This is a genomic window from Alicyclobacillus vulcanalis (assembly GCF_900156755.1).
In the GTDB taxonomy this organism is placed as follows: Bacteria; Bacillota; Bacilli; order Alicyclobacillales; family Alicyclobacillaceae; genus Alicyclobacillus; species Alicyclobacillus vulcanalis.
In genome coordinates this window covers 36,787-56,831 of the sequence record NZ_FTOO01000002.1, presented here as the reverse complement: position 1 = coordinate 56,831, position 20,045 = coordinate 36,787, and the positions used below count along the sequence as shown (strand labels likewise).

At 63.7% G+C, this 20,045-nt stretch carries 23 protein-coding genes; 21 read left to right on the top strand and 2 right to left on the bottom strand.

All coding sequences use genetic code 11. The features are described 5' to 3' along the window. Window positions 1–9: 9 nt before the first annotated feature. The 18 genes from accC (at window position 10) to spo0A (ending at window position 16,235) form a co-directional block, all read left to right on the top strand. Complete coding sequence (accC, locus tag BW934_RS02625) at window positions 10–1,353, top strand: acetyl-CoA carboxylase biotin carboxylase subunit (protein ID WP_076344849.1); 1,344 nt, start codon at window positions 10–12, stop codon at window positions 1,351–1,353. A 68-nt stretch (window positions 1,354–1,421) separates the two neighbouring features. Then, window positions 1,422–1,868 (top strand): Asp23/Gls24 family envelope stress response protein, encoded by a 447-nt coding sequence (locus tag BW934_RS02620; protein ID WP_076344847.1) that lies wholly within the window; start codon window positions 1,422–1,424, stop codon window positions 1,866–1,868. Next, window positions 1,865–2,419, top strand: a complete 555-nt coding sequence (gene amaP, locus BW934_RS02615; RefSeq protein ID WP_076344845.1) for an alkaline shock response membrane anchor protein AmaP — start codon at window positions 1,865–1,867, stop codon at window positions 2,417–2,419. Before BW934_RS02620 ends, amaP begins: the two co-directional genes overlap by 4 nt. Then, window positions 2,416–2,646, top strand: coding sequence for a DUF2273 domain-containing protein (locus tag BW934_RS02610; protein ID WP_076344843.1), 231 nt, complete (start codon window positions 2,416–2,418; stop codon window positions 2,644–2,646). The genes amaP and BW934_RS02610 overlap by 4 nt, the downstream gene beginning before the upstream one ends. Window positions 2,647–2,652: 6 nt before the next feature. Continuing rightward, window positions 2,653–3,153: a transcription antitermination factor NusB gene (gene nusB / locus BW934_RS02605; RefSeq protein WP_076344841.1), complete on the top strand. Its 501-nt coding sequence runs from the start codon at window positions 2,653–2,655 to the stop codon at window positions 3,151–3,153. After that, on the top strand, window positions 3,143–4,132 hold the full coding sequence (locus tag BW934_RS02600) for a tRNA (adenosine(37)-N6)-threonylcarbamoyltransferase complex transferase subunit TsaD (protein WP_076344839.1): 990 nt from the start codon (window positions 3,143–3,145) through the stop codon (window positions 4,130–4,132). Before nusB ends, BW934_RS02600 begins: the two co-directional genes overlap by 11 nt. 134 nt (window positions 4,133–4,266) lie before the next feature. Beyond that, window positions 4,267–5,280, top strand: coding sequence for an NAD(P)/FAD-dependent oxidoreductase (locus BW934_RS02595; RefSeq protein WP_076344837.1), 1,014 nt, complete (start codon window positions 4,267–4,269; stop codon window positions 5,278–5,280). Window positions 5,281–5,364: 84 nt separating this feature from the next. Continuing rightward, window positions 5,365–6,219 (top strand): bifunctional 5,10-methylenetetrahydrofolate dehydrogenase/5,10-methenyltetrahydrofolate cyclohydrolase, encoded by an 855-nt coding sequence (locus BW934_RS02590; RefSeq protein ID WP_076344835.1) that lies wholly within the window; start codon window positions 5,365–5,367, stop codon window positions 6,217–6,219. Beyond that, window positions 6,216–7,625 (top strand): exodeoxyribonuclease VII large subunit, encoded by a 1,410-nt coding sequence (gene xseA / locus BW934_RS02585; protein WP_076344833.1) that lies wholly within the window; start codon window positions 6,216–6,218, stop codon window positions 7,623–7,625. Before BW934_RS02590 ends, xseA begins: the two co-directional genes overlap by 4 nt. Beyond that, entirely contained in the window at window positions 7,576–7,818 is a 243-nt protein-coding gene (xseB, locus tag BW934_RS02580) for an exodeoxyribonuclease VII small subunit (RefSeq protein ID WP_076344831.1), read from the top strand. The genes xseA and xseB overlap by 50 nt, the downstream gene beginning before the upstream one ends. Before the next feature lie 17 nt (window positions 7,819–7,835). After that, window positions 7,836–8,720: a polyprenyl synthetase family protein gene (locus BW934_RS02575; RefSeq protein ID WP_268757272.1), complete on the top strand. Its 885-nt coding sequence runs from the start codon at window positions 7,836–7,838 to the stop codon at window positions 8,718–8,720. A 737-nt stretch (window positions 8,721–9,457) separates the two neighbouring features. Beyond that, window positions 9,458–10,066 (top strand): CNNM metal transporter family protein, encoded by a 609-nt coding sequence (locus BW934_RS02570; protein ID WP_076344827.1) that lies wholly within the window; start codon window positions 9,458–9,460, stop codon window positions 10,064–10,066. Continuing rightward, window positions 10,063–10,899, top strand: coding sequence for a TlyA family RNA methyltransferase (locus BW934_RS02565; protein WP_076344825.1), 837 nt, complete (start codon window positions 10,063–10,065; stop codon window positions 10,897–10,899). The genes BW934_RS02570 and BW934_RS02565 overlap by 4 nt, the downstream gene beginning before the upstream one ends. Continuing rightward, window positions 10,896–11,393 carry a hypothetical protein gene (locus BW934_RS02560; RefSeq protein WP_076344823.1) on the top strand — a complete coding sequence of 166 codons (498 nt, stop codon included), beginning with the start codon at window positions 10,896–10,898 and terminating at the stop codon, window positions 11,391–11,393. The genes BW934_RS02565 and BW934_RS02560 overlap by 4 nt, the downstream gene beginning before the upstream one ends. 15 nt (window positions 11,394–11,408) lie before the next feature. After that, window positions 11,409–12,254, top strand: a complete 846-nt coding sequence (locus BW934_RS02555) for an NAD(+)/NADH kinase (protein WP_076344821.1) — start codon at window positions 11,409–11,411, stop codon at window positions 12,252–12,254. 14 nt (window positions 12,255–12,268) lie between these two features. Then, the gene (gene recN, locus BW934_RS02550) at window positions 12,269–13,939 is read left to right on the top strand and encodes a DNA repair protein RecN (protein WP_076344819.1); all 1,671 of its coding nucleotides are present in this window, start codon (window positions 12,269–12,271) and stop codon (window positions 13,937–13,939) included. Between the two features lie 99 nt (window positions 13,940–14,038). After that, window positions 14,039–15,289, top strand: a complete 1,251-nt coding sequence (spoIVB, locus tag BW934_RS02545; protein ID WP_076344817.1) for a SpoIVB peptidase — start codon at window positions 14,039–14,041, stop codon at window positions 15,287–15,289. 148 nt (window positions 15,290–15,437) lie between these two features. Then, the gene (gene spo0A / locus BW934_RS02540) at window positions 15,438–16,235 is read left to right on the top strand and encodes a sporulation transcription factor Spo0A (RefSeq protein ID WP_076344815.1); all 798 of its coding nucleotides are present in this window, start codon (window positions 15,438–15,440) and stop codon (window positions 16,233–16,235) included. Here spo0A and BW934_RS02535 read toward each other — a convergent pair. Further along, the gene (locus BW934_RS02535) at window positions 16,228–16,587 is read right to left on the bottom strand and encodes a hypothetical protein (protein ID WP_076344813.1); all 360 of its coding nucleotides are present in this window, start codon (window positions 16,585–16,587) and stop codon (window positions 16,228–16,230) included. The two genes, spo0A and BW934_RS02535, sit on opposite strands and share 8 nt — an antisense overlap. A gap of 134 nt (window positions 16,588–16,721) precedes the next feature. Between BW934_RS02535 and hemQ the strand changes: the two genes are divergently transcribed. Both hemQ and BW934_RS02525 read left to right on the top strand, forming a co-directional pair. Continuing rightward, window positions 16,722–17,474: a hydrogen peroxide-dependent heme synthase gene (gene hemQ, locus BW934_RS02530; RefSeq protein ID WP_076344811.1), complete on the top strand. Its 753-nt coding sequence runs from the start codon at window positions 16,722–16,724 to the stop codon at window positions 17,472–17,474. 13 nt (window positions 17,475–17,487) lie between these two features. After that, window positions 17,488–18,657 (top strand): M20 family metallopeptidase, encoded by a 1,170-nt coding sequence (locus BW934_RS02525; RefSeq protein WP_076344809.1) that lies wholly within the window; start codon window positions 17,488–17,490, stop codon window positions 18,655–18,657. A gap of 5 nt (window positions 18,658–18,662) precedes the next feature. On the opposite strand, the gene BW934_RS02520 is transcribed toward BW934_RS02525, so the two are convergent. After that, window positions 18,663–19,409, bottom strand: coding sequence for a M48 family metallopeptidase (locus tag BW934_RS02520; protein ID WP_084182468.1), 747 nt, complete (start codon window positions 19,407–19,409; stop codon window positions 18,663–18,665). A 107-nt stretch (window positions 19,410–19,516) separates the two neighbouring features. Between BW934_RS02520 and BW934_RS02515 the strand changes: the two genes are divergently transcribed. Next, window positions 19,517–20,044 (top strand): hypothetical protein, encoded by a 528-nt coding sequence (locus tag BW934_RS02515; RefSeq protein WP_076344807.1) that lies wholly within the window; start codon window positions 19,517–19,519, stop codon window positions 20,042–20,044. Window position 20,045 lies beyond the last annotated feature (1 nt).

Genomic DNA, 20,045 nt, shown 5'->3' with positions numbered 1-20,045 from the left:
GAGCCGTGGATGTTTAAGCGCGTGTTGGTCGCGAATCGCGGCGAGATCGCGGTGCGCGTGATCCGCGCATGCCGCGAATTGGGGATCGAGACGGTGGCCGTGTATTCGACGGCGGATCGCGATGCACTGCATGTGCGCATGGCGGATGAGGCGTATTGCATCGGTCCAGCGCCTGCCAAGATGAGCTATCTGAACATCCCTAGCGTCATGTCCGTGGCGACGTTGTGCGGGGTGGACGCCGTCCACCCTGGCTATGGGTTTCTCTCGGAGAACAGCGACTTTGCCGAGGCGTGTGAGGCGTGTGGCATCACGTTCATCGGGCCGAGTCCGCGCGCCATCGAGCTCATGGGGGATAAGTCGACGGCCAAGATGACCATGCGCCGGGCGGGGGTTCCGACGGTACCTGGGAGCGAGGGACTGGTGGAATCCTTGGAAGAGGCGCTTGCCATCGCGAATGCCATCGGCTACCCCCTCATCATCAAGGCGACGGCGGGCGGCGGCGGCCGGGGAATCCGAGTGGTCCGCGACGAGTTGGAGTTGCGCAAGGCGTACGATCAGGCCCGCAGGGAAGCGGAGGCGTCGTTCGGCAACCCGGGCATCTATATCGAGAAGTACATCGAGCGCATGCGGCACGTGGAGATTCAGGTCCTGGCGGATCGCCACGGGAACGTGATTCACCTCGGTGAGCGCGATTGCTCCGTGCAGCGCCGCCTTCAGAAGCTCGTCGAGGAATCTCCGTGTCCGGTCATGACGGAAGAGAAGCGCCAAGAGATGGGCGAGGCCGCGGTACGCGCCGCCCGGGCCGTTGACTACGTCGGCGCGGGGACCGTCGAATTCATCTACACGCCGGACGGCGACTTTTACTTCATGGAGATGAACACCCGCATTCAGGTCGAGCACCCCGTGACCGAATGGGTGACAGGCGTCGATCTCGTCCGTGAGATGATTCTCGCGGCGGCGGGCGAGCCCCTGTCCGTTCGGCAGGAAGATGTCGTGCTGCGCGGCCATGCGATTGAGTGCCGGATCAACGCGGAGGACCCGTTCCGGCAGTTCGCGCCGTCGCCTGGCACCATTCGGTCGTACCTGGCGCCCTCGGGTCCTGGCGTTCGCGTCGACTCTGCCTGCTATCCGGGATACACCATCCCGCCGTATTACGACTCCATGGTGGCAAAGCTGATTGTCTGGGCACCGACGCGCGAGCAGGCCATCGCGCGCATGTTGTCGGCGCTCAGCGAGTATGAGATCGAAGGCGTCCAGACGACCATTCCGTTTCACGTGGCGCTTCTGCAAAACGAGCGATTCCGAAAGGGCGACGTCACGACTCGATTTTTGGAGGAAAATCCAATACTCTAAACGAAGAACGTTAGCATTCCGTTCCATTCTTACAAACAGCCCGCTGAGGGCCGAGGAGGAAGATGGAAATGGCCGACATGGAGTACGAGTTGACGGAGCGCGGTTCGGTGCGTGTTTCGGACGAGGTCGTGCAGGTCATCGCGGGTGTGGCGACGCACGAGGTGGAGGGCGTGATTGGCACCAGCGGGTCGCTCGCCGGCGGGATCACAGAGTCCATCACAGGTCGCAAGAACCTCTCGCGCGGTGTCAAGGTGCAATTCGACGAAGCGGCGCGCGCGTGCACCATCGACGTCTGGGTGCAGCTGCGGTTCGGCGTCAGCATCCCTGAAGTGGGTTACCAGATTCAGGAGCACGTGAAGTCGTCCGTGGAGTCGATGACCGGCCTGCGCGTGGATGCCGTGCATGTGCACGTGGTGGGTGTGGCGTTTCAGACGGACGCGGATCGCACGCAGGATGCCGATCAGATTGGGTCCCAGCTCGGCGGGGACGATCGTTCGGCAGGGGGGATTGGATGAGCATCGGGGACCGGTTCCTCTTATTTCTTCTGTCGCTCATCGGACTCGTCCTGGGCGTTCTCCTGGCTCTTGTCGGCGGTCAGGTGATCTCCGTGACATGGGCGGCGAGCGAGCTGACGGCGCAGCCTTGGAACGTGGTCTCGCTCGTCGTGGGCGTCGTCGCCGCGCTCTTGTCCATCCGTTTCCTGGTGTACCGGTCTCGGCGCAGGGGGCAGGGTGTTCCTGCCGAGTCCGTGCTTTTGGCGGGTGATCACGGCCAGATCCGCATTTCCTACGAGACCCTGCGCCAGCTCGCCAATCGGCGCGGGTCCCAACTGAAGGGTGCTGAGTCGTTTGACTCCCGCGTCCGCCAAGGTCGCGAGGGCGTGCTCATCGCCTGCTGGATGCAGGTGCTTCCAGACGTGGATATCGCAGCGCTGAGCCGGGAAGCGCAGGCTGCCGTGAAGGAATATGTGGAACAGACGGCCGGCGTGCAGGTGGAGCGCGTGATGGTCCACGTCGTGGAACTCGCGCAAAGCGGGCGCGCGGGTAAGGCGTGGAATGGCGCATGAATGGCTTGTGGAAAGCGTGGGCCTGGTTCTCCAGCCTTCCCCACAGGTATCACGGGCTCGCCGCAGCCGTGTTGTTCTGGATCTTGTGGATGATCTTCGGGTTTTGGCGCGTCCTGCTGCTCGCCGTGCTCGCAGCGGCGGGATACGCGCTGGGCCGCGTCTGGGAGGAGCAACAGTCCTGGCGGCGCGTGTTGGAGCGCCTGTTGACAGATCGAACGACGGAGTGAAGTGGATTGACGCGACATGAAGCAAGAGAGTGTGCGCTTCAAGCGCTGTGCGTGATCGACGTACAGCCCGATCTCGGCGCTCGAGAGGCCATTTCAACTGTGGTCGCCGAGCGCGGCTTCGGCCAGCTCCCAGATGTGGCGTACATCGAGGAGCTCGTCGAAGGGACGCGCGGTCATCTCGACGAGATCGACGCGCTGCTCGCCCGCCACATGGAGCGATGGTCGCCCGAGCGCATTGGTCGGGTGGAGCGCAACGTGTTGCGCCTCGCCACGTACGAGCTCCTCTACGAACCGTCCCTCCCGATCGCCAGCGCGATCGACGAAGCGGTGACCATCGCGAAGACGTTTGCGACCGAGCAATCCGGCCGCTTCGTCAATGGTGTGCTCGCCAAGCTGTTGCCGGCCGTGGCGGAGAAACGGCGGGCGGAAAGCCAGGGGAGCGAGGCCCAGCCGGCAGAACAAGGCTTGGGAACGCGAGCTCAGGGAGGCGGCGAGGATGGCGCGTGAGACGCCGCTTGTCCTGGGCGTGGACACGAGCAATTACACCACATCCGTCTGTGCGGTGGATGCACAGAGTGGGCGCATGGTGGCCGAGGCTCGCCGGCTTCTGCGCGTCCCGAGCGGAGAGCGCGGCCTGCGCCAGAGCGAGGCCGCGTTTCAGCATGTGCAGCATTTTCCTTCGGTGATGGCCGAACTCGCAGATGCGCTCGGGGCTGGTGGGGTGCGCCCGGTTTGGCAGCGCGTCAGCGTGTCTGTGCGGCCGCGTCCGTGGGCATCTTCGTACATGCCCGTCTTTCAGAGCGGCCTTGCCGTGGCCGCGGCCCTCGCGCAGAGCTTGGGCGTGCCGTTGACGCGGACGTCCCACCAGGAAGGCCACCTGGCCGCCGCGGAATACTTTGCGCCCATGCCCCCCGCCCCATTTGTCGCCGTACACATGTCGGGGGGCACGTGCGATGTGGTGCTGGCGCGGCGGACGCCGTTCGGATACGCCATCACGCGACTCGGCGAATCCCTGGATCTCCATCCAGGACAGTTCGTGGATCGAATCGGCGTCGCGCTCGGACTCCCGTTTCCAGCCGGCCCACACCTGGAAGAACTCGCGCGGCAGTGCGGAAATTCGGCGGGCGAATGGGTCTTGAAGTCGCCCGTCCGCGGCGCCAGCATGAGTTTTTCTGGCCCGCTCACGGCTGCGCTTCGCGCGCTTGAGGCAGGGCGGCCTCCTCACGAAGTGGCTCGGGCCGTCGAGGCGTGCATCGCCCGTGCGGTGGCGAAGGCCGTGGAGTATGCGCTGTCCCATACGCCCGCGTCTCGCCACGTCCTCATCGCTGGCGGCGTAGCCTCGAATCAGTTCATCCAGTCCGCGATTCAGACTCGCCTCGCTCGCCGCGTGCCCGGCGTGTCCATCGCGTTTGCACCGCCTGCGTTCTCGCGGGACAACGCGCTCGGGGTCGCGATGATCGGCTTCTGGCGCCATCACGCCGAATGACGGCCCCGGGCGCGGGCCTCCTGCAAGAATTCAAACAGAAAATTGTCGACAAAGCACATGGGCATTGATAGTCTTTTCGGAGCTATCTTGCTATAATGAGGCCCGTAGTGTCGTGAACAAAAGGAGGTTCTGCGTTGTCGGAGAACGTACAGGTTCAAGAGAATGTCACGGATATGCTGATCATCGGCGGTGGCCCCACCGGTCTCTTTGCGGCGTTTTACGCGGGCCTGCGTAACTGTTCTTGTAAAATTATTGATAGCCTTCCTCAATTGGGCGGGCAGCTGGCGATGCTGTACCCCGAAAAGTACATTTACGACGTCGCTGGATTTCCGAAAATTCGCGCTCGCGACCTCGTCGATCAGCTCGTGGAACAGGCCATGACGTTCAAGCCGGGCGTGCACCTGAATGAATCGGTGGAACGCCTGGTCAAGCGAGAGGACGGGCTGTTCGAGCTGCACACCAACCAGTCCGTACACGTGGGCAAGGCGGTCATCATCTGTGCAGGCATCGGTGCCTTTACGCCAAGGCCGCTTCCTGCGGAGTCGGCCAAGCACTTCGAGGGCCGCGGCGTGGCTTATTATATTGACAAAATCGACCACTATCGGGGCAAGCGCGTGTTGGTCATCGGAGGCGGCGACACCGCCGTGGACTACGCTTTGATGCTCGAAGAGGTGGCAGAATCGGTCACCCTCATCCACCGCCGCGATGGGTTCCGCGCGCACGAAGACAGCGTCCGCAAGCTGTTCGAGTCTCGCGTGCACGTCAAGACGTTTTACGAACTCGTCGATGTACAGGGCGGCAATTGGGTCGAAAAGGCAGTCATCGTCAACAACCAGACGAAGCAACACGAGGAGCTCGAAATCGACGCCATCGTGAGCGGACTCGGGTTTCACGCTTCGCTCGGGCCCATCAAGGAATGGGGGCTCGAGATCGAGAAGAACGACATCGTGGTCAACTCCAAAATGGAGACCAATATCCCAGGTATTTACGCGGCCGGCGACATTGTCACCTATCCCGGCAAGTTGAAGCTCATTGCCACTGGGTTTGGCGAGGCGCCGACGGCCGTGAACAACGCAAAAACGTATATTGACCCGAAGGCAAAGTTGTTCCCGGGTCACAGCACAAGCATGACGAACATCGGCCACTGAGGCAAGGGACGGACAGGCTGTCTCGCTCCGCGGGGCGGACAGCCTGTCGCGTTGTTTGTCGCGCGCGAAAGGGGGTGGCGGCACATGGCGGAATGGTTGGACGGGCGGAAAGCTGCCAAGCGCATCCAAGATGAGCTGCGTCTGCGCGTCGAACAGCTGGCGTCAAACGGTGTCGTGCCCAAACTCGTGATGTTGGTCGATGCAGCCGACGAAACGTCGCTTGGACACGTGCGGCGCAAAGCGCGGTTTGCCGAAGGTGCGGGGCTCTCGGTGGAAATCCACACGTATCGCGCGTCCGAGGGCCCACAGACGCTTGAGGACGCTATCCATCGACTCAACGAGGATGAGAGCGTGGATGCGGTACTTCTCCAGCTCCCGCTCCCCGCGGGCTGGGACGAGCAGAGGTACTTGAAGCGCATTCGGCCGGAGAAGGACGTGGACGGCCTTCACCCTGAAAACCTGGGCGAGATGGCGCGCGGTCGGCCGCGCGTGTGGCCCTGCACCGCGCGCGGCGTCGGTGAGCTGTTGGTGCAGCACGGCATTGACGTGCGGGGCAAAACGGCCTGCGTCATCGGGCGCAGCGCGCTCGTGGGCTGGCCTATCGCGCAGTGGCTCATGGCGCACGGCGCGACCGTGGTACAATGTCATCGGCAGACGCCTTCCGTGCGCGTGTGGACGCGGCAGGTGGACATCGTGGTGAGTGCGGCGGGCGTACCGGGGCTCGTCCGCGGCGCAGATATCCTGCATGGCGCGGTCGTGATCGACGTAGGGCTGACGTACACGGACGATGGCCCCCGCGGAGACGTCGACGAGAGCGCCGCGGAGCGGGCACAGTGGCTGACACCGGTCCCAGGCGGCGTCGGCCCGATGACGGTCGCCATGGTCGCGCAGAATGCGGTCGATTTGTGCGCGGCACGGCGAGGAGGGGAACGAGCATGAACGCACTGACGCGCGCGGCGGCAGAAGCGGAGGTTGTGCTGACCGTCACCGAGCTCAACCGGCGCATCAAGGAGCGCCTGGAGTCGGATCCCAGGCTTACTCAGTGCCGGGTGGCAGGGGAGATATCGAACTTCAAGCACCACCCGAGTGGCCACATGTACTTTACCCTCAAGGACGAGACGAGCCGCATTCGCGCAGTGATGTTCAGCAGCCGCAACCGCCGCCTCCAGTTTCGGCCCGAAGACGGGATGAGGGTGATTGCGTTCGGTGCCGTCGGGGTTTTCGAACGCGATGGACAGTATCAGCTTTACGTTGAGGATCTCGAGCCCGATGGCCTTGGGGCCTTGTACGTGCGGTTTGAGCAGCTTCGCCAAAGGCTGGCCCAGGAAGGGCTTTTTGCCGAGGCCCGCAAGCGGCCGCTGCCGCGCTTTCCGCGGCGCGTGGGCGTGGTCACGAGCCCGACGGGCGCTGTGATTCGCGACATCTGTACCACCATCGAGCGCCGGTTCCCGCTCGCTCGAGTCATTCTCGCGCCGGCGCAGGTGCAAGGCCCCGACGCGGCGCCGACGATCGTGCGGGCGCTGGAGATCCTGTACGCGCTCGAGCCTCGAGTCGACGTGATCATCGTCGGCCGGGGCGGAGGATCGCTCGAGGAGCTCTGGCCGTTCAACGAGGAGATGGTGGTGCGGGCGGTGGCGCGATCGCCCATCCCTGTGGTGTCGGCCGTCGGACATGAGACGGATGTGACGTTGTGCGACTTCGCCGCGGACGTGCGGGCTGCCACCCCGACGGCGGCGGCTGAACTCGTCTGCCCGCATCAGGCTGAACTCCGTGCGTACCTGGACCAGGCGTCGGCGAGGGCGCGCAAGGGGGCTTGGATGAAAGTGGCGTGGGGCAAGGAGCGCCTGGAGGCGTTCGAGCGACGGCCCGCCCTGCGCGATCCGGCGAGGATGATCGCCGGCAGGCGACAGCTGGTGGACTATTTCGAAGCGCGGGTGCGCGAAGCACAGCGCCGCCCCGTCGTGATGCGCCGGCGCGCGCTGACGGACCTGGAGCGAAGACTGCAGCGCGTGCAGCTTTCGGGCGCCATTCAGGGCCGTCGGCGCGACTTGATGCGCCTCGAACACCAGGCCCGCTCCTCGGTGGAGCGGCAGTTGCTTGTGGCAGGCCGACATCTGGAGGGCGTGATCGGCAAGCTCGAGGCGTTGAATCCGTTGGCCGTGCTGCGGCGCGGGTACGGGGTCATTCTCGACGAGGACGGGCAAAGCGTCATCACGTCGGCTCGATGCCTCGCCCCGGGGAAGCGCATCGGCATCCGAATGCACGATGGAACCGTGGAAGCGGAGGTGAAGGGGCGTGGAGGAGATCCAGGAGGCCGGGTCGAACAACTCCGGCTGGACCTTTGAACAGGCGATCCGGCGCTTGGAAGAGATTGTGCGCCAACTCGAGTCAGGGGATCTTCCGCTCGATGCGTCCATCAAGGCGTACGAGGAATCCATGCGGCTCGTGAAGTTCTGCCGCGAACAGCTCGACAAGGCGGAATTTCAGCTCGAAAAGCTCGGCCAGGAACTTGGTGACGAATCCGTTTCGCCGTCCTGAGCGCGGCAATCCCGGGGGTGGATGTGTTGCAGACGTACCTCGACGCGTGCAAGGAGGCCGTTAACGCTTTCCTCGCACGCCTCTTCGAACCAGCGGGCCTGCACGCTCGTCTCAAGGAGGCGATGAATTACAGCCTGATGGCCGACGGCAAGCGGCTTCGACCGGCGTTGGTGATGGCCTCCGCTGAAACGTTTGGCATCCCGCGCGATCGCGTCCTGCCTGCCGCCGCTGCGGTTGAACTCATCCACTGTTATTCCCTGATTCACGACGATCTTCCGTGCATGGATGACGACGATCTGCGCAGGGGTCAGCCGACCAATCACGTCGTCTACGGCGAAGCCATGGCGCTGTTGGCTGGGGATGCGCTCCTCACCGAGGCGTTTCATCTGCTGGCGCGCCCTCTGGAGGGGGTTCCGGCCGAACGCCAGCTGGCGATGATCCGCACGCTCGCATCCCGGGCGGGCGTGGACGGCATGGTCGGCGGCCAGGCTGTCGACATCGAACGCACGGGCGGCCTGGGGACGTTGGAGGACGTCGAGTTCATTCACCTGCACAAGACGGCCAGGCTCATTCAGGCGTGCGTCGAGATTGGAGGCTATTTTGCCGATCTCGACAGCGAGGTTCGGCGCGCGCTGTCGGTCTACGGCGAGTGCCTCGGGCTTGCGTTCCAGATGATCGACGACGTCTTGGATGTGACGGCGTCCACAGAGCAGCTCGGCAAAACGGCCGGCAAAGACGTGGAAGAGGGAAAGCTCACGTATCCGCGCTTTGTCGGTGTGGAAAGGACGCGCGACCTGGCTCGCGAGGTGATTCGGCGCGGCGAACAGGCGCTTGCGGATGCGGGAATTGAGTCGCAACCCTTGCGCGCGCTGCAGGGGCTCGTGGTCGACAGAGAGCGCTGACGGTCGGATGGCTGCCGCCCCATCGTCTCCCTCTGCGGAGGTGGCCTTCCGTGTGGTATAATGAGGGGCGATCAGGTCCGACGAAATGCCCTGCGGGTGGCGCAGTATTCTAGTCAACCGTCCGCGCCTGAAGACGGGGCTAAAAATCCGTCGAAGGGCACATCGATGAAGTTCCTGGTGTGGGCTTGGGGCGCCCAGCCCTGGGCTCATGCTGGGAGTTAAGAAGGTTGGGCAGCCCGCAATGGCATGCGGGACGTGACCCAGCCTTCGCGGAGGCCCAAGTTCGTAGCTGGAACCATGGTTTTTTGCTATGGCTTGGGGTATGAACCTGCATGCGGAGGCAATCTGTGTGCAGCGTAGCCTGCCTTGAGTGGTACTGAAGGATCTCAGGAATTCAGGTGGCCGGCCGCGGCCACGGCGCGGTCACCGGTGCTGGGTGAAATCCGTACTGCAAAAGAGGCTAGGGCGCGGGAGCGGTTGTCGCGGAAAACGCCTAGACTGTTCGCCACGAGGCGAGGCTCTCTGAGGATTATAGTGTGGACTAAGTGGTAATCCAGTCTGGCCGTCGGCGACGCGGCCAAGGCGCTCTGAAAGGGAAACCGCCGAGACGGCGACGTCTCGGTGAGCGCTTGGGAAAACCTACTGGACCTAAGCCACAGCGTTTACTCAGAGAGTTGCCACCCGGGTATCGATACATAAACACAGGCGCGCCACGGGGCTGCGCCGAAGGAGTACCCGTGAGGAAGACGACATCCAAAACTGCAAATTACGCCTTTGCGCTGACGATTGCCGCACTGACCTTGCCGATCAGTGCGGTTTTCGATACCTCGACCATTTTTCTCAATGCCGCGAGTTGGTACGTGGGCGCGGCCATCGTCGTCGTGATCGTGCTCGTGGGCGCGCTGTTCGACATGCTCGGAATGGCGGCTGCGGCGGCGCGCGAAACGCCGTTTCACGCCATGGCGGCGGAACGCGTGTTCGGCGCGCGCCGCGCGATTGTCATTGTGCGCAATGCGGAAAAGGTCTCGAGCGTGTGCAGCGATGTCATCGGCGACATCGCAGGGGTCCTGAGCGGCGCGGGCGCCTTGGCGGTGAGCGCTCAGGTGATCCAGGCCGTCGAGGCCCACGGATGGGCGCCTGAGGCGCTGCGCATTGGCATCACGGCCGTGATTACGTCGCTCACGGTGGGTGGCAAGGCGATGGGCAAGACCATCGCCATCCATTCGCCGACGCCGATCATCTTGTTTGCGGCGCGCGTCTGGGAGTCGTTCGCGGTCTTGACCGGGCGGCGGGATCGCCACAGGCAGCGCAAGCCTCGCCGTGCCGAACGGGGGCGGGAATCATGACGAAAACGAGGCTGGATGTGCTGTTGGTGGAGCGGGGCTTGTATCCCAGCCGCGAAGCGGCACGCCGCGCCATCATGGCTGGGCTCGTCCGGGTCGCGGGCGGCCGCGCCGAGAAGCCCGGGATGAAGGTGGAGGAAGACGCCGCGGTGGAAATCGACCGCCCGGCGCGCGAGTACGCGTCTCGGGGAGGCCTGAAACTCGAACGCGCGCTGGACGCCTTCGGCATCTCCGTCGCCGGCCGGGTGGCCGTCGACGTCGGCGCGTCGACCGGGGGCTTCACGGATTGTCTTCTCCAGCGGGGCGCCAAGCGGGTGTACGCGGTCGATGTGGGGTACGGCCAGCTCGCGTGGCGGCTGCGCCAAGACCCGCGGGTGTGCGTCATGGAGCGCACCAACTTTCGCCACGTCGATCCGGCGCAGTTTGACCCACCTCCCGATCTCGCCGTCATGGACGTGTCGTTCATCTCCATTCGCCTGCTGTTTCCGAAGCTGTCCGAGGTGTGCGTGCCAGACGCGGACATCGTGACGCTGATCAAGCCCCAGTTCGAGGCAGGGCGCGATCGCGTCGGGAAAGGCGGGATCGTGCGCGATCCAGAGGTACATCGGGCGGTCATCCTGGACATCCTGACAAGTATCGAATCCATGGGTTGGTGCTGCCGCGGGTTGGATTACTCCCCCATCACGGGGGGCGACGGCAACGTCGAGTTTCTCGGCTGGTTCCGCATGCAGGCGGATGTCGAGGAGACGCGGCGCTGGGCGGCGGCGGTCGACCGCGTCGTCGAAGCGGCGTGGGCGGCGCTCAAGGGCACCGACCGGATCGGGGGAAGCGGATGACGGGACTTGCAATGGTCGGCGCTGTGGCCGCGCTCTGCGGCTTTCTGTGGTGGTTCTTTGGCGCGCTTTCCCGGAAGGACGATGAGGCCCCGGTCGAGGGCCTGAAGACCATGGGCCAGCGCTGGTTGGAGCAAAATGGGTACGATCTCGTCAAGGACAGCGAAATCGTCAGCCACGTGACGCGCTTGGCGTCTGGTCAATTGACGGGGTTTCTGCGCCCGGACTTCATTGCGCGCAAGGATGGCCGGGAGTATGCTGTGTTTGTTCGCATCGAGCCGGTATCCGAAGAGGAGTTGCACGAGCGGTACGCCTTTTGTGCCTTCTTGCACGGGGCGAGAGGCGCCATCGTCATTGACGTGATGAAGGAGTCGGTTCAGACCGCGGTGTACGAATGGCGGCGGCCGCGTCACGTTCGGCGCAAAGAGGCGGTGCACCGCGTGCTCTGGGCGATGTGCGGCGCGCTCGTGGTGCTCGTTGCCTGGAAGCACGGCTGAGGATGGGGGAGGACGTTGCGCCAGATAGGCCTGTTGTACAATGTGCGCAAGCAGGAAGCGTGTTCGGTTCGGGCCGACATTTGCCGCCAACTGGAGCGGACGGGGATTCGCGTGGTGGACGTCCCGATTGATCACGACACCGCGATTGTGGAGACGCATCCGGAGCTCAAGTCGTGTGAACTGGTCATTGTCCTTGGGGGCGACGGCACGCTGCTCGGGGTGGCCCGCCAGCTGTCGCCGTTTCACGTGCCGATGTTCGGCGTGAATATTGGACATCTGGGCTTCTTGACGGAGTCGGAACCTTCGCAACTGGAGATAGCGCTCGAGCGCATCCTGGCTGGCGAATATAACCTCGAGACGAGGCTGATGTTGGAAGCGTTTGTGTACCGAGAGCTGCGCGAAGTGGCCCGCTTTACCGCGCTGAACGACGTCGGCGTGGGCAAGGGCTCTCTCGCGCGCATGGTCACGCTCGACGTGCACGTCGACGATGTGTACGTCGACACGTATACCGGCGACGGGCTCATCGTCGCGACGCCGACGGGATCGACCGCGTATTCGCTGTCGTGCGGCGGGCCCATCGTGTTGCCGCACCTGCAGGTCATGGTCCTGACACCCGTCTGCCCGCACACGCTGTTTTCCAGGCCGTGTGTCATTGACGCGTCTTCGTGGGTGCGGATGTCGGTGCACGCTCGCCATGGAGACGTGGAAATCGCAGTCGATGGCCAGCAGGGCATGCGGCTTCTCCCCGGAGACGAGGTGTTGGTGCGCAAGGCTCCCTTTCAGGCGACACTGGTTCGCCTCCCGGATCGCGAGTTTTTTGGCGTTTTGCGGAGCAAGCTCCACGGAGAACCCTCTGTCTGAAGGAGCGTGGCAACATGCTACAGGAGTTGTACGTGCGCAACTTTGTGTTGATCGACGAGTTGCGCCTCCAACTCGATCGCGGCCTACACGTGCTCACGGGCGAGACCGGCGCGGGAAAGTCGCTCGTCCTCGATGCGACCCGCGCCATTTTGGGCGGGAGAGTCGCCGCGCACGCTGGCAACGCCGATCCCTCGCTTGTGGAAGCGGTATTTGACATTCAGAACAGCGACGCGGCGCAGCGCCTCCTGGCGTCCTGGGGGATCGATCACGCAGGCGAGATCGTCATCGCGCGGACGTTCTACGCGAACGGCCGCACGCAAAACCGCGTGAACGGCCGGTCCGTGACGGTTCAAATGCTGCGGGAGCTCGGCCATACGTTGGTTGAGTTGCAAGATCAACACGAGTCGGTGGAGCTCATGACGGCGGCCTACCAGCGCCGGCTGCTCGATCTGTACGGACAGCACGAGGATCTCGTCGCGGCGTGCGCCGAAGCGTACCGCGCTTGGCAGGACGCGCTTGCCGAGTGGCGCTCTGCCCAGGTGTCGGAGCGCGAGCGCGCCCAGCAAATCGACCTCTACGCACTCCAGGTGCGCGAGTTGGAGGAAGCCAGACTTCAACCGGGGGAAGAGGACGCGCTGCGCGAGGAACGCGAGCGGCTCAAGCGGGAACAGCACATGGCGGAGGCTCTGCAGCAGATCGCGGCTTCGCTCGACGACGGTGCGACGGGAGCCATCGCGAGGCTGCACGACGCCTGGCGCGTCGCGTCGTCCCTGTCCGGGGCCAGCCGGCACGCCGACGAGATCGCCAAGCTCCTCGAGACGGCTCGCGTTCATGCCGAGGAAGCATCGTTCACGCTGCATCGCCTCTTGTCTCGCATCGCGGGCGATCCCGGCCGCCTGGAGGAAATCGAGGAGCGCCTGGCGCTCATCCGCAGGCTTTCGCGCAAGTACGGGGCGACGACAGCCGAGATGCTTGCGCACCTCGAGCGGGCGCGAGCGCAGCTTGAGGCGTGGATGAAGCATGAAGATCGGCTCGCAAGCCTGGAGGCCGAGGTCGAGCGCAGGGAAGCCCGCTACCGTGACGCCGCGAAGCGCCTGCATGAGGCGCGCGTCCGGGCGGCATCGTCGCTGTCGGACGCGATATCCAAGTCTCTGCAGCGGCTGTCGATGGCGCACGCCCTGTGTGAGATCGAGGTCGCGTGGCGCGAGCATGCGCCCAGTGAGCATGGATTGGACGAGATTCGCTTTCTGTTTCGCGCCAATCCGGGTCAGCCCTTGATGCCCTTACAGAAAGTTGCATCTGGGGGCGAACTTTCGCGCATGCTACTCGCAGTCAAGGTCGTGATCGCGAACCTCGAACGCACGGACACGCTGATCTTCGACGAGATCGATCAGGGCGTAAGCGGAGAAGCGGCGCTGCGCGTGGCCGAAATGCTGCGCGAATTAGGGCAGGACAAGCAGGTGATCTGCGTGACCCACGCGCCCCAAGTCGCCGCGGCGGGCCACGTGCACTACCTGGTGGTGAAACGCGCCGACGCGAATCGCGCCACCTCTCGCGTGGAATGGCTGGACGACGCTTCGCGCATTGAGGAAGTCGCCCGCTTGCTCGGCTCCGATTTATCCGATGAGACCGCGAGAATGCATGCCCGCGCGCTTTTGGAAAGCTTCCGAAGCCAGTCCACGTGACGGCGGTTCGGGGAGCTTTTTGCGGTCATACGACCACCCGCCGGGGGCACCTTAGATGCACGCGACACGAGGTGTTACTCACGGGAAGGGGGATGCACCATGGCGGGTTGGCTGCGCGCGCTCAAAGTCGCCGTACTCGTGGCTGCCACAGCGCTTTTATGGATTCCGCCGGTTCGCCACCTGGTGGAGATGCCCACCACGGTCGAAATGTCCACGGACGACGAGATCGCCCTCCAATCGTTTCATCCCTTCTCCATCCACACATGGGTCCAACCCGTCGAATCGCCGGGCGCCGTCACGGTGACCGCTGACGCAGGCGAGTTTGCCGTACGAGATCGGATTTTTGGCTTCATTCCTTGGCGCACGCGGGTGCACATTGAGCCCTCGGAGCGCGTGGTCGTGGGCGGCCAAGCGCTCGGGATTCGCCTGATGTCGCAGGGGCCGATGGTCATTGGTTATCGCCCTGCGGCGCAAGGTGTCAGCTTGGCACAGGCGCATCATATCGAGGTCGGGGACGTGATCCTGTCCGTCGATGGCGTGCCCGTGCATACGGCGAAAGATCTGCAGGCGGCACTGCGGCAGAAGCGCGCTCCGTTCAAACTCGTCGTGGCGCGCGGCGACAAACTCCGCGAAGTTCAGATTCGCGATGCGGCAGGTGTGCCTGAACTCGGCGTCTATGTGCGCGACAAGGCGGTGGGTGTGGGCACGCTCACGTTTTACGATCCGGCCACGGGACGCTTTGCGGCGCTCGGCCATCTGGTGACGGACGCGGACACTGGCCAACCGATTCGCGGACAGGGCGCTGTGTTCCCTGCGGCCATCACGGGGATTCAAGCCGGGCGAATCGGGCAGCCTGGCGAGAAAAAGGGCGTGTTTGACGGGGGACAGCGAGAGGTCGGCGAGATCGACGAAAACACGCCGTACGGCGTCTTTGGCCGCATGGATGCCGCCTTTGCGCAGCGCACCTCGCCGCTTGCGGGCCCGATCCCGGTGGCGTTGCCGGGCCAGGTACATACCGGGCCGGCTGTGCTGTACACGGTGCTGCACGGGCAGAAGGTGGAGGCGTTCCAAGTCGTGATCGAGCACACGGCCAGGCAGATGTCGCCGTCCACGAAGAGCATGATTATTCGCGTGACGGATCCGCACCTGCTCGACGAGGCGGGGGGCATCGTGCAGGGGATGAGCGGCAGCCCCATCGTTCAAGATGGGCGACTGGTCGGCGCTGTGACGCACGTGTTTGTCTCGGATCCCGTTCGGGGCTACGGCGTGTACGCGTACTGGATGCTGCATCCCAACCGGCACGAGTTGACGTTCGATCCGGCCGACGACGAGCGTCCTCAGGCCGCGTGAAGCGCAAGGGCCACGTGAGCGATGTGGCCCTTGTCGGTTTTTGTCGAAAAAGGTTGCATAAAGGCGAAATTTTTTACATAGTTTTGACAGGAGTCGCGGACTTTGTGTCGAATTGATAGGACCGGAGGCTTGTAGAGGGGGAATTGCCATGTCCATGCGTATGAAGGTGCTGCTCGCGGATGACCATCATGAATTCGCCGAACTTCTGAGCGAATTCATTTCGGGACAACCGGATATGGAGGTCTGTGGCATCGCGCACAACGGCACAGAAGTGCTGAACCTGGTGCGCGACACGCGGCCAGACGTCCTGGTGCTCGACATCATCATGCCTGTCTTGGACGGATTGGGTGCGCTCGAGCGTTTGCCCGAGGTGACGGACCAACCGCCCAAGGTCATCATGCTGACCGCGTTTGGCCAGGAGACCGTGACGCGCCGCGCCGCAGAGCTGGGGGTGTCCTACTTCATCCTCAAGCCGTTTGACATGCCGGTGTTGGTCGAGCGCATCCGGCAGGTGATGTTCGAGGCCCCGGCGCCCGTGGCCGCGTCGCAGGCCATTGTCACCACGATGCCTGCGCCGTCTCCGCCGTCCCGCCGTTCCATCGACGCGCAGATCACGCAAATCATTCACGAGATCGGCGTGCCAGCCCACATCAAGGGCTATCATTATCTGCGCGAGGCCATCGGGCTCGTGTACGAGGACGTCGAGATCCTCGGCTCCATCACCAAAGTCCTGTATCCGAAGATCGCGCAGCGGTTTAAAACCACGCCTTCGCGCGTGGAGCGGGCCATTCGTCACTCCATCGAAGTGGCCTGGGGTCGGGGCAACATGGAGGCCATCCGGCGCGTCTTCGGCTATACGGTGTCGGCTTCGAAGACGAAACCCACGAATTCCGAGTTTATCGCCATGATTGCGGACCGGCTGAGAATGGAACATCGCGTCAGTTGACGGCGCCTGCGGGTTGTGCACGCCGGCGCATCGCGGCCGCGACGCTGAGCGCGGCCAACAAGGCGCAGGCCCCACTCCAGAGCCACACCGTCTCGTCCTGGTAGTACCAGGCGAGCGATGCGGTCCAAAGCACATTCAGCGTGTGAAGGGCCGCCGAGGCCGACAACCGCCACAAAGCCAGAGCTCCTGCCAGTGCCCAGCCGAGGGCAGCGGTCATCTCCGCTGCGCCCGCTGCCTCAAGCTGAGGGATGTTGGCTATCGCACCGGCGCGTGCCACTTCGACGGAAGACCAAAGACCGTAACAAGCCAGGATGAAGCTCACGGATGCCAGGGAGAGCTTCCAGGCGCGCACGACACTCCCTCCTCTGGTGCGGCACGTTTTAGCACCATTCTATGGGGTTTGTCCCACGCGTATGCCCTTCTTCCCTCTGTTTTTGGCCCTCGCGGCCGATGTGATAATGTGTACGGCAGAGGGAGGTAGACAAGATGCCTGCACCACACACACTGGACGGCTGGTACGTGTTGCACGACTTCCGAACGGTCAAGCGCGAGGCTTGGAAGGCGTTGGACGGGCATACAGCGGCGGCCGTGATGCGCGACCTGCGCGCGTTCATCGAGGCCGAGCTCGACGCAGCGCGGGCGCGGACGGCGAGCTTTGGTGCCTTCGTCATCGCTGGGGGCAAGGCGGACCTGTTGTTTGTATACATGCGCCCGACGCTTGAGGAACTGAACGATGTCAAAGCGAGGTTCGAGTCTACGCGTTTTGCAGACTTTACCGATCGAGCGTATTCGTACGTCTCCGTGGTGGAACTCGGAGGTTACCTGGCGAAGCCGGGCGTGGATATCGAACAGGACGAAGCGCTTCAGTTGCGGCTCAAGCCGCCCGTGCCGAACATGCGATACGTATGCTTCTACCCGATGAACAAACGCCGCGTCCACCCCGACAACTGGTACATGCTCGACGAGGAGGAGCGTCGCAAGCATCTCATTGTGCACGGCCAAATCGGTCGGCAGTACGCGGGCAAAGTCAAACAAATCATATCGGGCTCGGTCGGCCTGGACGACTGGGAGTGGGGTGTCACGCTGTACGCGGACGATCCCATCCATTTCAAGAAATTGATTTACGAGATGCGGTTTGACGAGTCGAGCGCGCGGTTTGCGGAGTTTGGGCCGTTTTACGTGGGCCAACAGGTGGACCACGAGGCGCTCACGCAGTGGATGATGACGTTTCACGGGTGAAAGGGGCGACTTGTTGGTGGACATCGCGCGTGAAGTGGACGCCATCCGCGGCGATCTCGTCGCATGGCGCCGACATCTGCATGAACATCCGGAACTCAGCTTTCAGGAGCGGGAAACCGCGGCATTCATCGAAGGTGAGATCACTCGCATCGGCGGTTTATCCATCTCTCGGCCGACGGAGACGAGCGTTGTGGCGCAGTTGGATACCGGGCGCCCGGGTCCGGTGCTCGCCTTGCGCGCGGATATCGACGCCCTGCCCATTGAAGAGGAGACCGGACTCGAGTTTGCGTCAAAACGTCCAGGCGTGATGCACGCCTGTGGTCACGACGGGCACACCGCGATGCTCTTAGGGGCGTGCAAAGTGCTCGCGGCTCACCGCGACGAGCTGAAGGGCAAGCTGCTCTTCATCTTTCAGCACGCGGAGGAGTTGACGCCCGGCGGAGCGCAGGAGCTGGTAGACGCCGGCGTGCTCGACGGGGTCGACGCCGTGATCGGCCAACACTTATGGCAGGGCATGGAGAGCTGTCGCATTGGGGTCCGCTCGGGCGAACTCATGGCGGCACCAGACACGTTTCACATCCGCATCATCGGGCGGGGAGGTCACGCGGCGCAACCCCATTTGACCGTCGATCCCATCGCGATTGGCGCCGAGGTCGTCCTCAGCCTGCAGCAGCTGGCGAGCCGCAGAGTCGACCCGTTTGAGCCGTTCGTGCTCAGCGTGACCAAGTTTATCGGCGGAACGGCGGACAACGTCATCCCGAGCGAGGTGGAGCTCTGCGGAACGGTTCGGACCTTCCGCGAGGAGCGGCGGGCGTGGGCGGAACAGGCGATGGAGGCCGTCATTCGCGGCGTGACGGAGGCCCACGGAGCGACCTATGAGTTTCGCTACGAGCGCGGCTACCGCCCTGTGGTGAACGATCCAGCGCTCACGCAGTTTGTTCGCGCGGTGCTCGAAGAGGAGTTTGGCGATCTCGTCACCGACGCGGAGCCGACGATGGGCGGAGAGGACTTTTCCGCATATCAGACTGTGGCGCCAGGCACTTTCTTCTTCACAGGCATACGCCGCCCGGACCGGGAGGCTTATCCTCACCACCACCCGCGTTTTGACATCGACGAGGACGCGCTGACGGTGGGTTGTCGGGCGCTCGTGGCCCTCGCGACCCGATATCTCGTCAGAGACTAGAGGTGTCACGCGTCGGCGTTTTCGTCGAGCACAAATAACTCGCTGCCGTGCAGGCGCAGCCACGCCCTCTGCGCCTGCCAGTCGGGCAGCCAGCGCTCCACCAGTTGCCAGAACGCCGGCCCGTGGTGCATGTGCACGAGGTGAGCAAGTTCGTGGACAATCACGTAGTCCACCACGGGGACAGGCGCATGGATGAGCCTCCAATTCAGGTGGATGCGCCGCTGGCTCGAACAGCTTCCCCATCTGCTCTTCTGCGATTTCACGCCCACGTACGAAGGCGAAAGCCCCGTCGTTTCGATCCAGTGCGCGGCGCGGCTCGTCAGGTACTCGCGCGCGAAGGCGCGAGCCCAGGTGCAGACCCGGACGTGCACATTGTCTTGGTCGGCCGGGATCCAAAGTGTGCTCTGCCCCTCGTCCAGAGCCGCTTCCCCCGCCTCGCGGCTGGCAATGACATATGGGTGTCCCAACAGCACGACTTCGTCGCCGATGCGAAGGCGCTTCGGCTTTGACGCCTGGATTCTGTCGTGCGCCTCCTTGATCCAGCGCCAGTTTTGCGCGATGACATCCGCCACGTCTTTCGGCCGCGCAAAGGGCGGGGCGCTCACCGAGAGACCGCCGTCGTCTGCGCGAAGGACGATTCGCTTTTGCGTGCGCCTTCCCGTGCGCACGCGGATCAGGACGCGCGTGGTGTCCATCGTCATCTCGTAGGCGGCAATCTCGCCATCAGGACCGCAAATCGTACGCAATCTCATGCTCATAGCTTCACTCTAGCGCAACTTGGGTCGCGCGGCTATACATACCGAGCCCGTTTGCCGAGCACACTAAAAGCATCTCACGGTGCATGGAGGAGGGCTCGCGCATGAGCGCTCGTCACAGATGGTTGTCGGTTGCCGCGGTCATCGCGATGTTGGTTCCAGGCGTGCTTGCGGGGTGTGGCCGTGAAAACGAGGTTCATCCCGCGGCGCTCGTCGCCCAGGCACTGCCGCCGACCATCGCGGATCCACCTGCACGCGTCGAATTGGCCCACTACCAGATGCGCAACCCACACTTCGAGGTGCAGAGCCACGGGTCCACAGTGCTGCGCATTTGGTCCGACGATCACGGCTGGAACGGCCATCGCATCGACCTGTACTACGCGCCGGCTGCACTCGTGATCGCCTACCACGGCGATTACACGCTCAAAGCCAACACGAACCTTCAGCGCATTGCATCCGTCCCCATTCGCAAGAACCAGACCTGGTTCGCGGCCTGGAACGTCGGATCGTACAAACTGCCCGACGCGTTTTATGTGCTCGCGAAGACCGATGTCGGACAGGCGTCCATTGAAAAGGTCGTCTGGCAACAGGGACACTACGTCGAAGGCGGCACGGATTCTCCTGTCCAGTAAT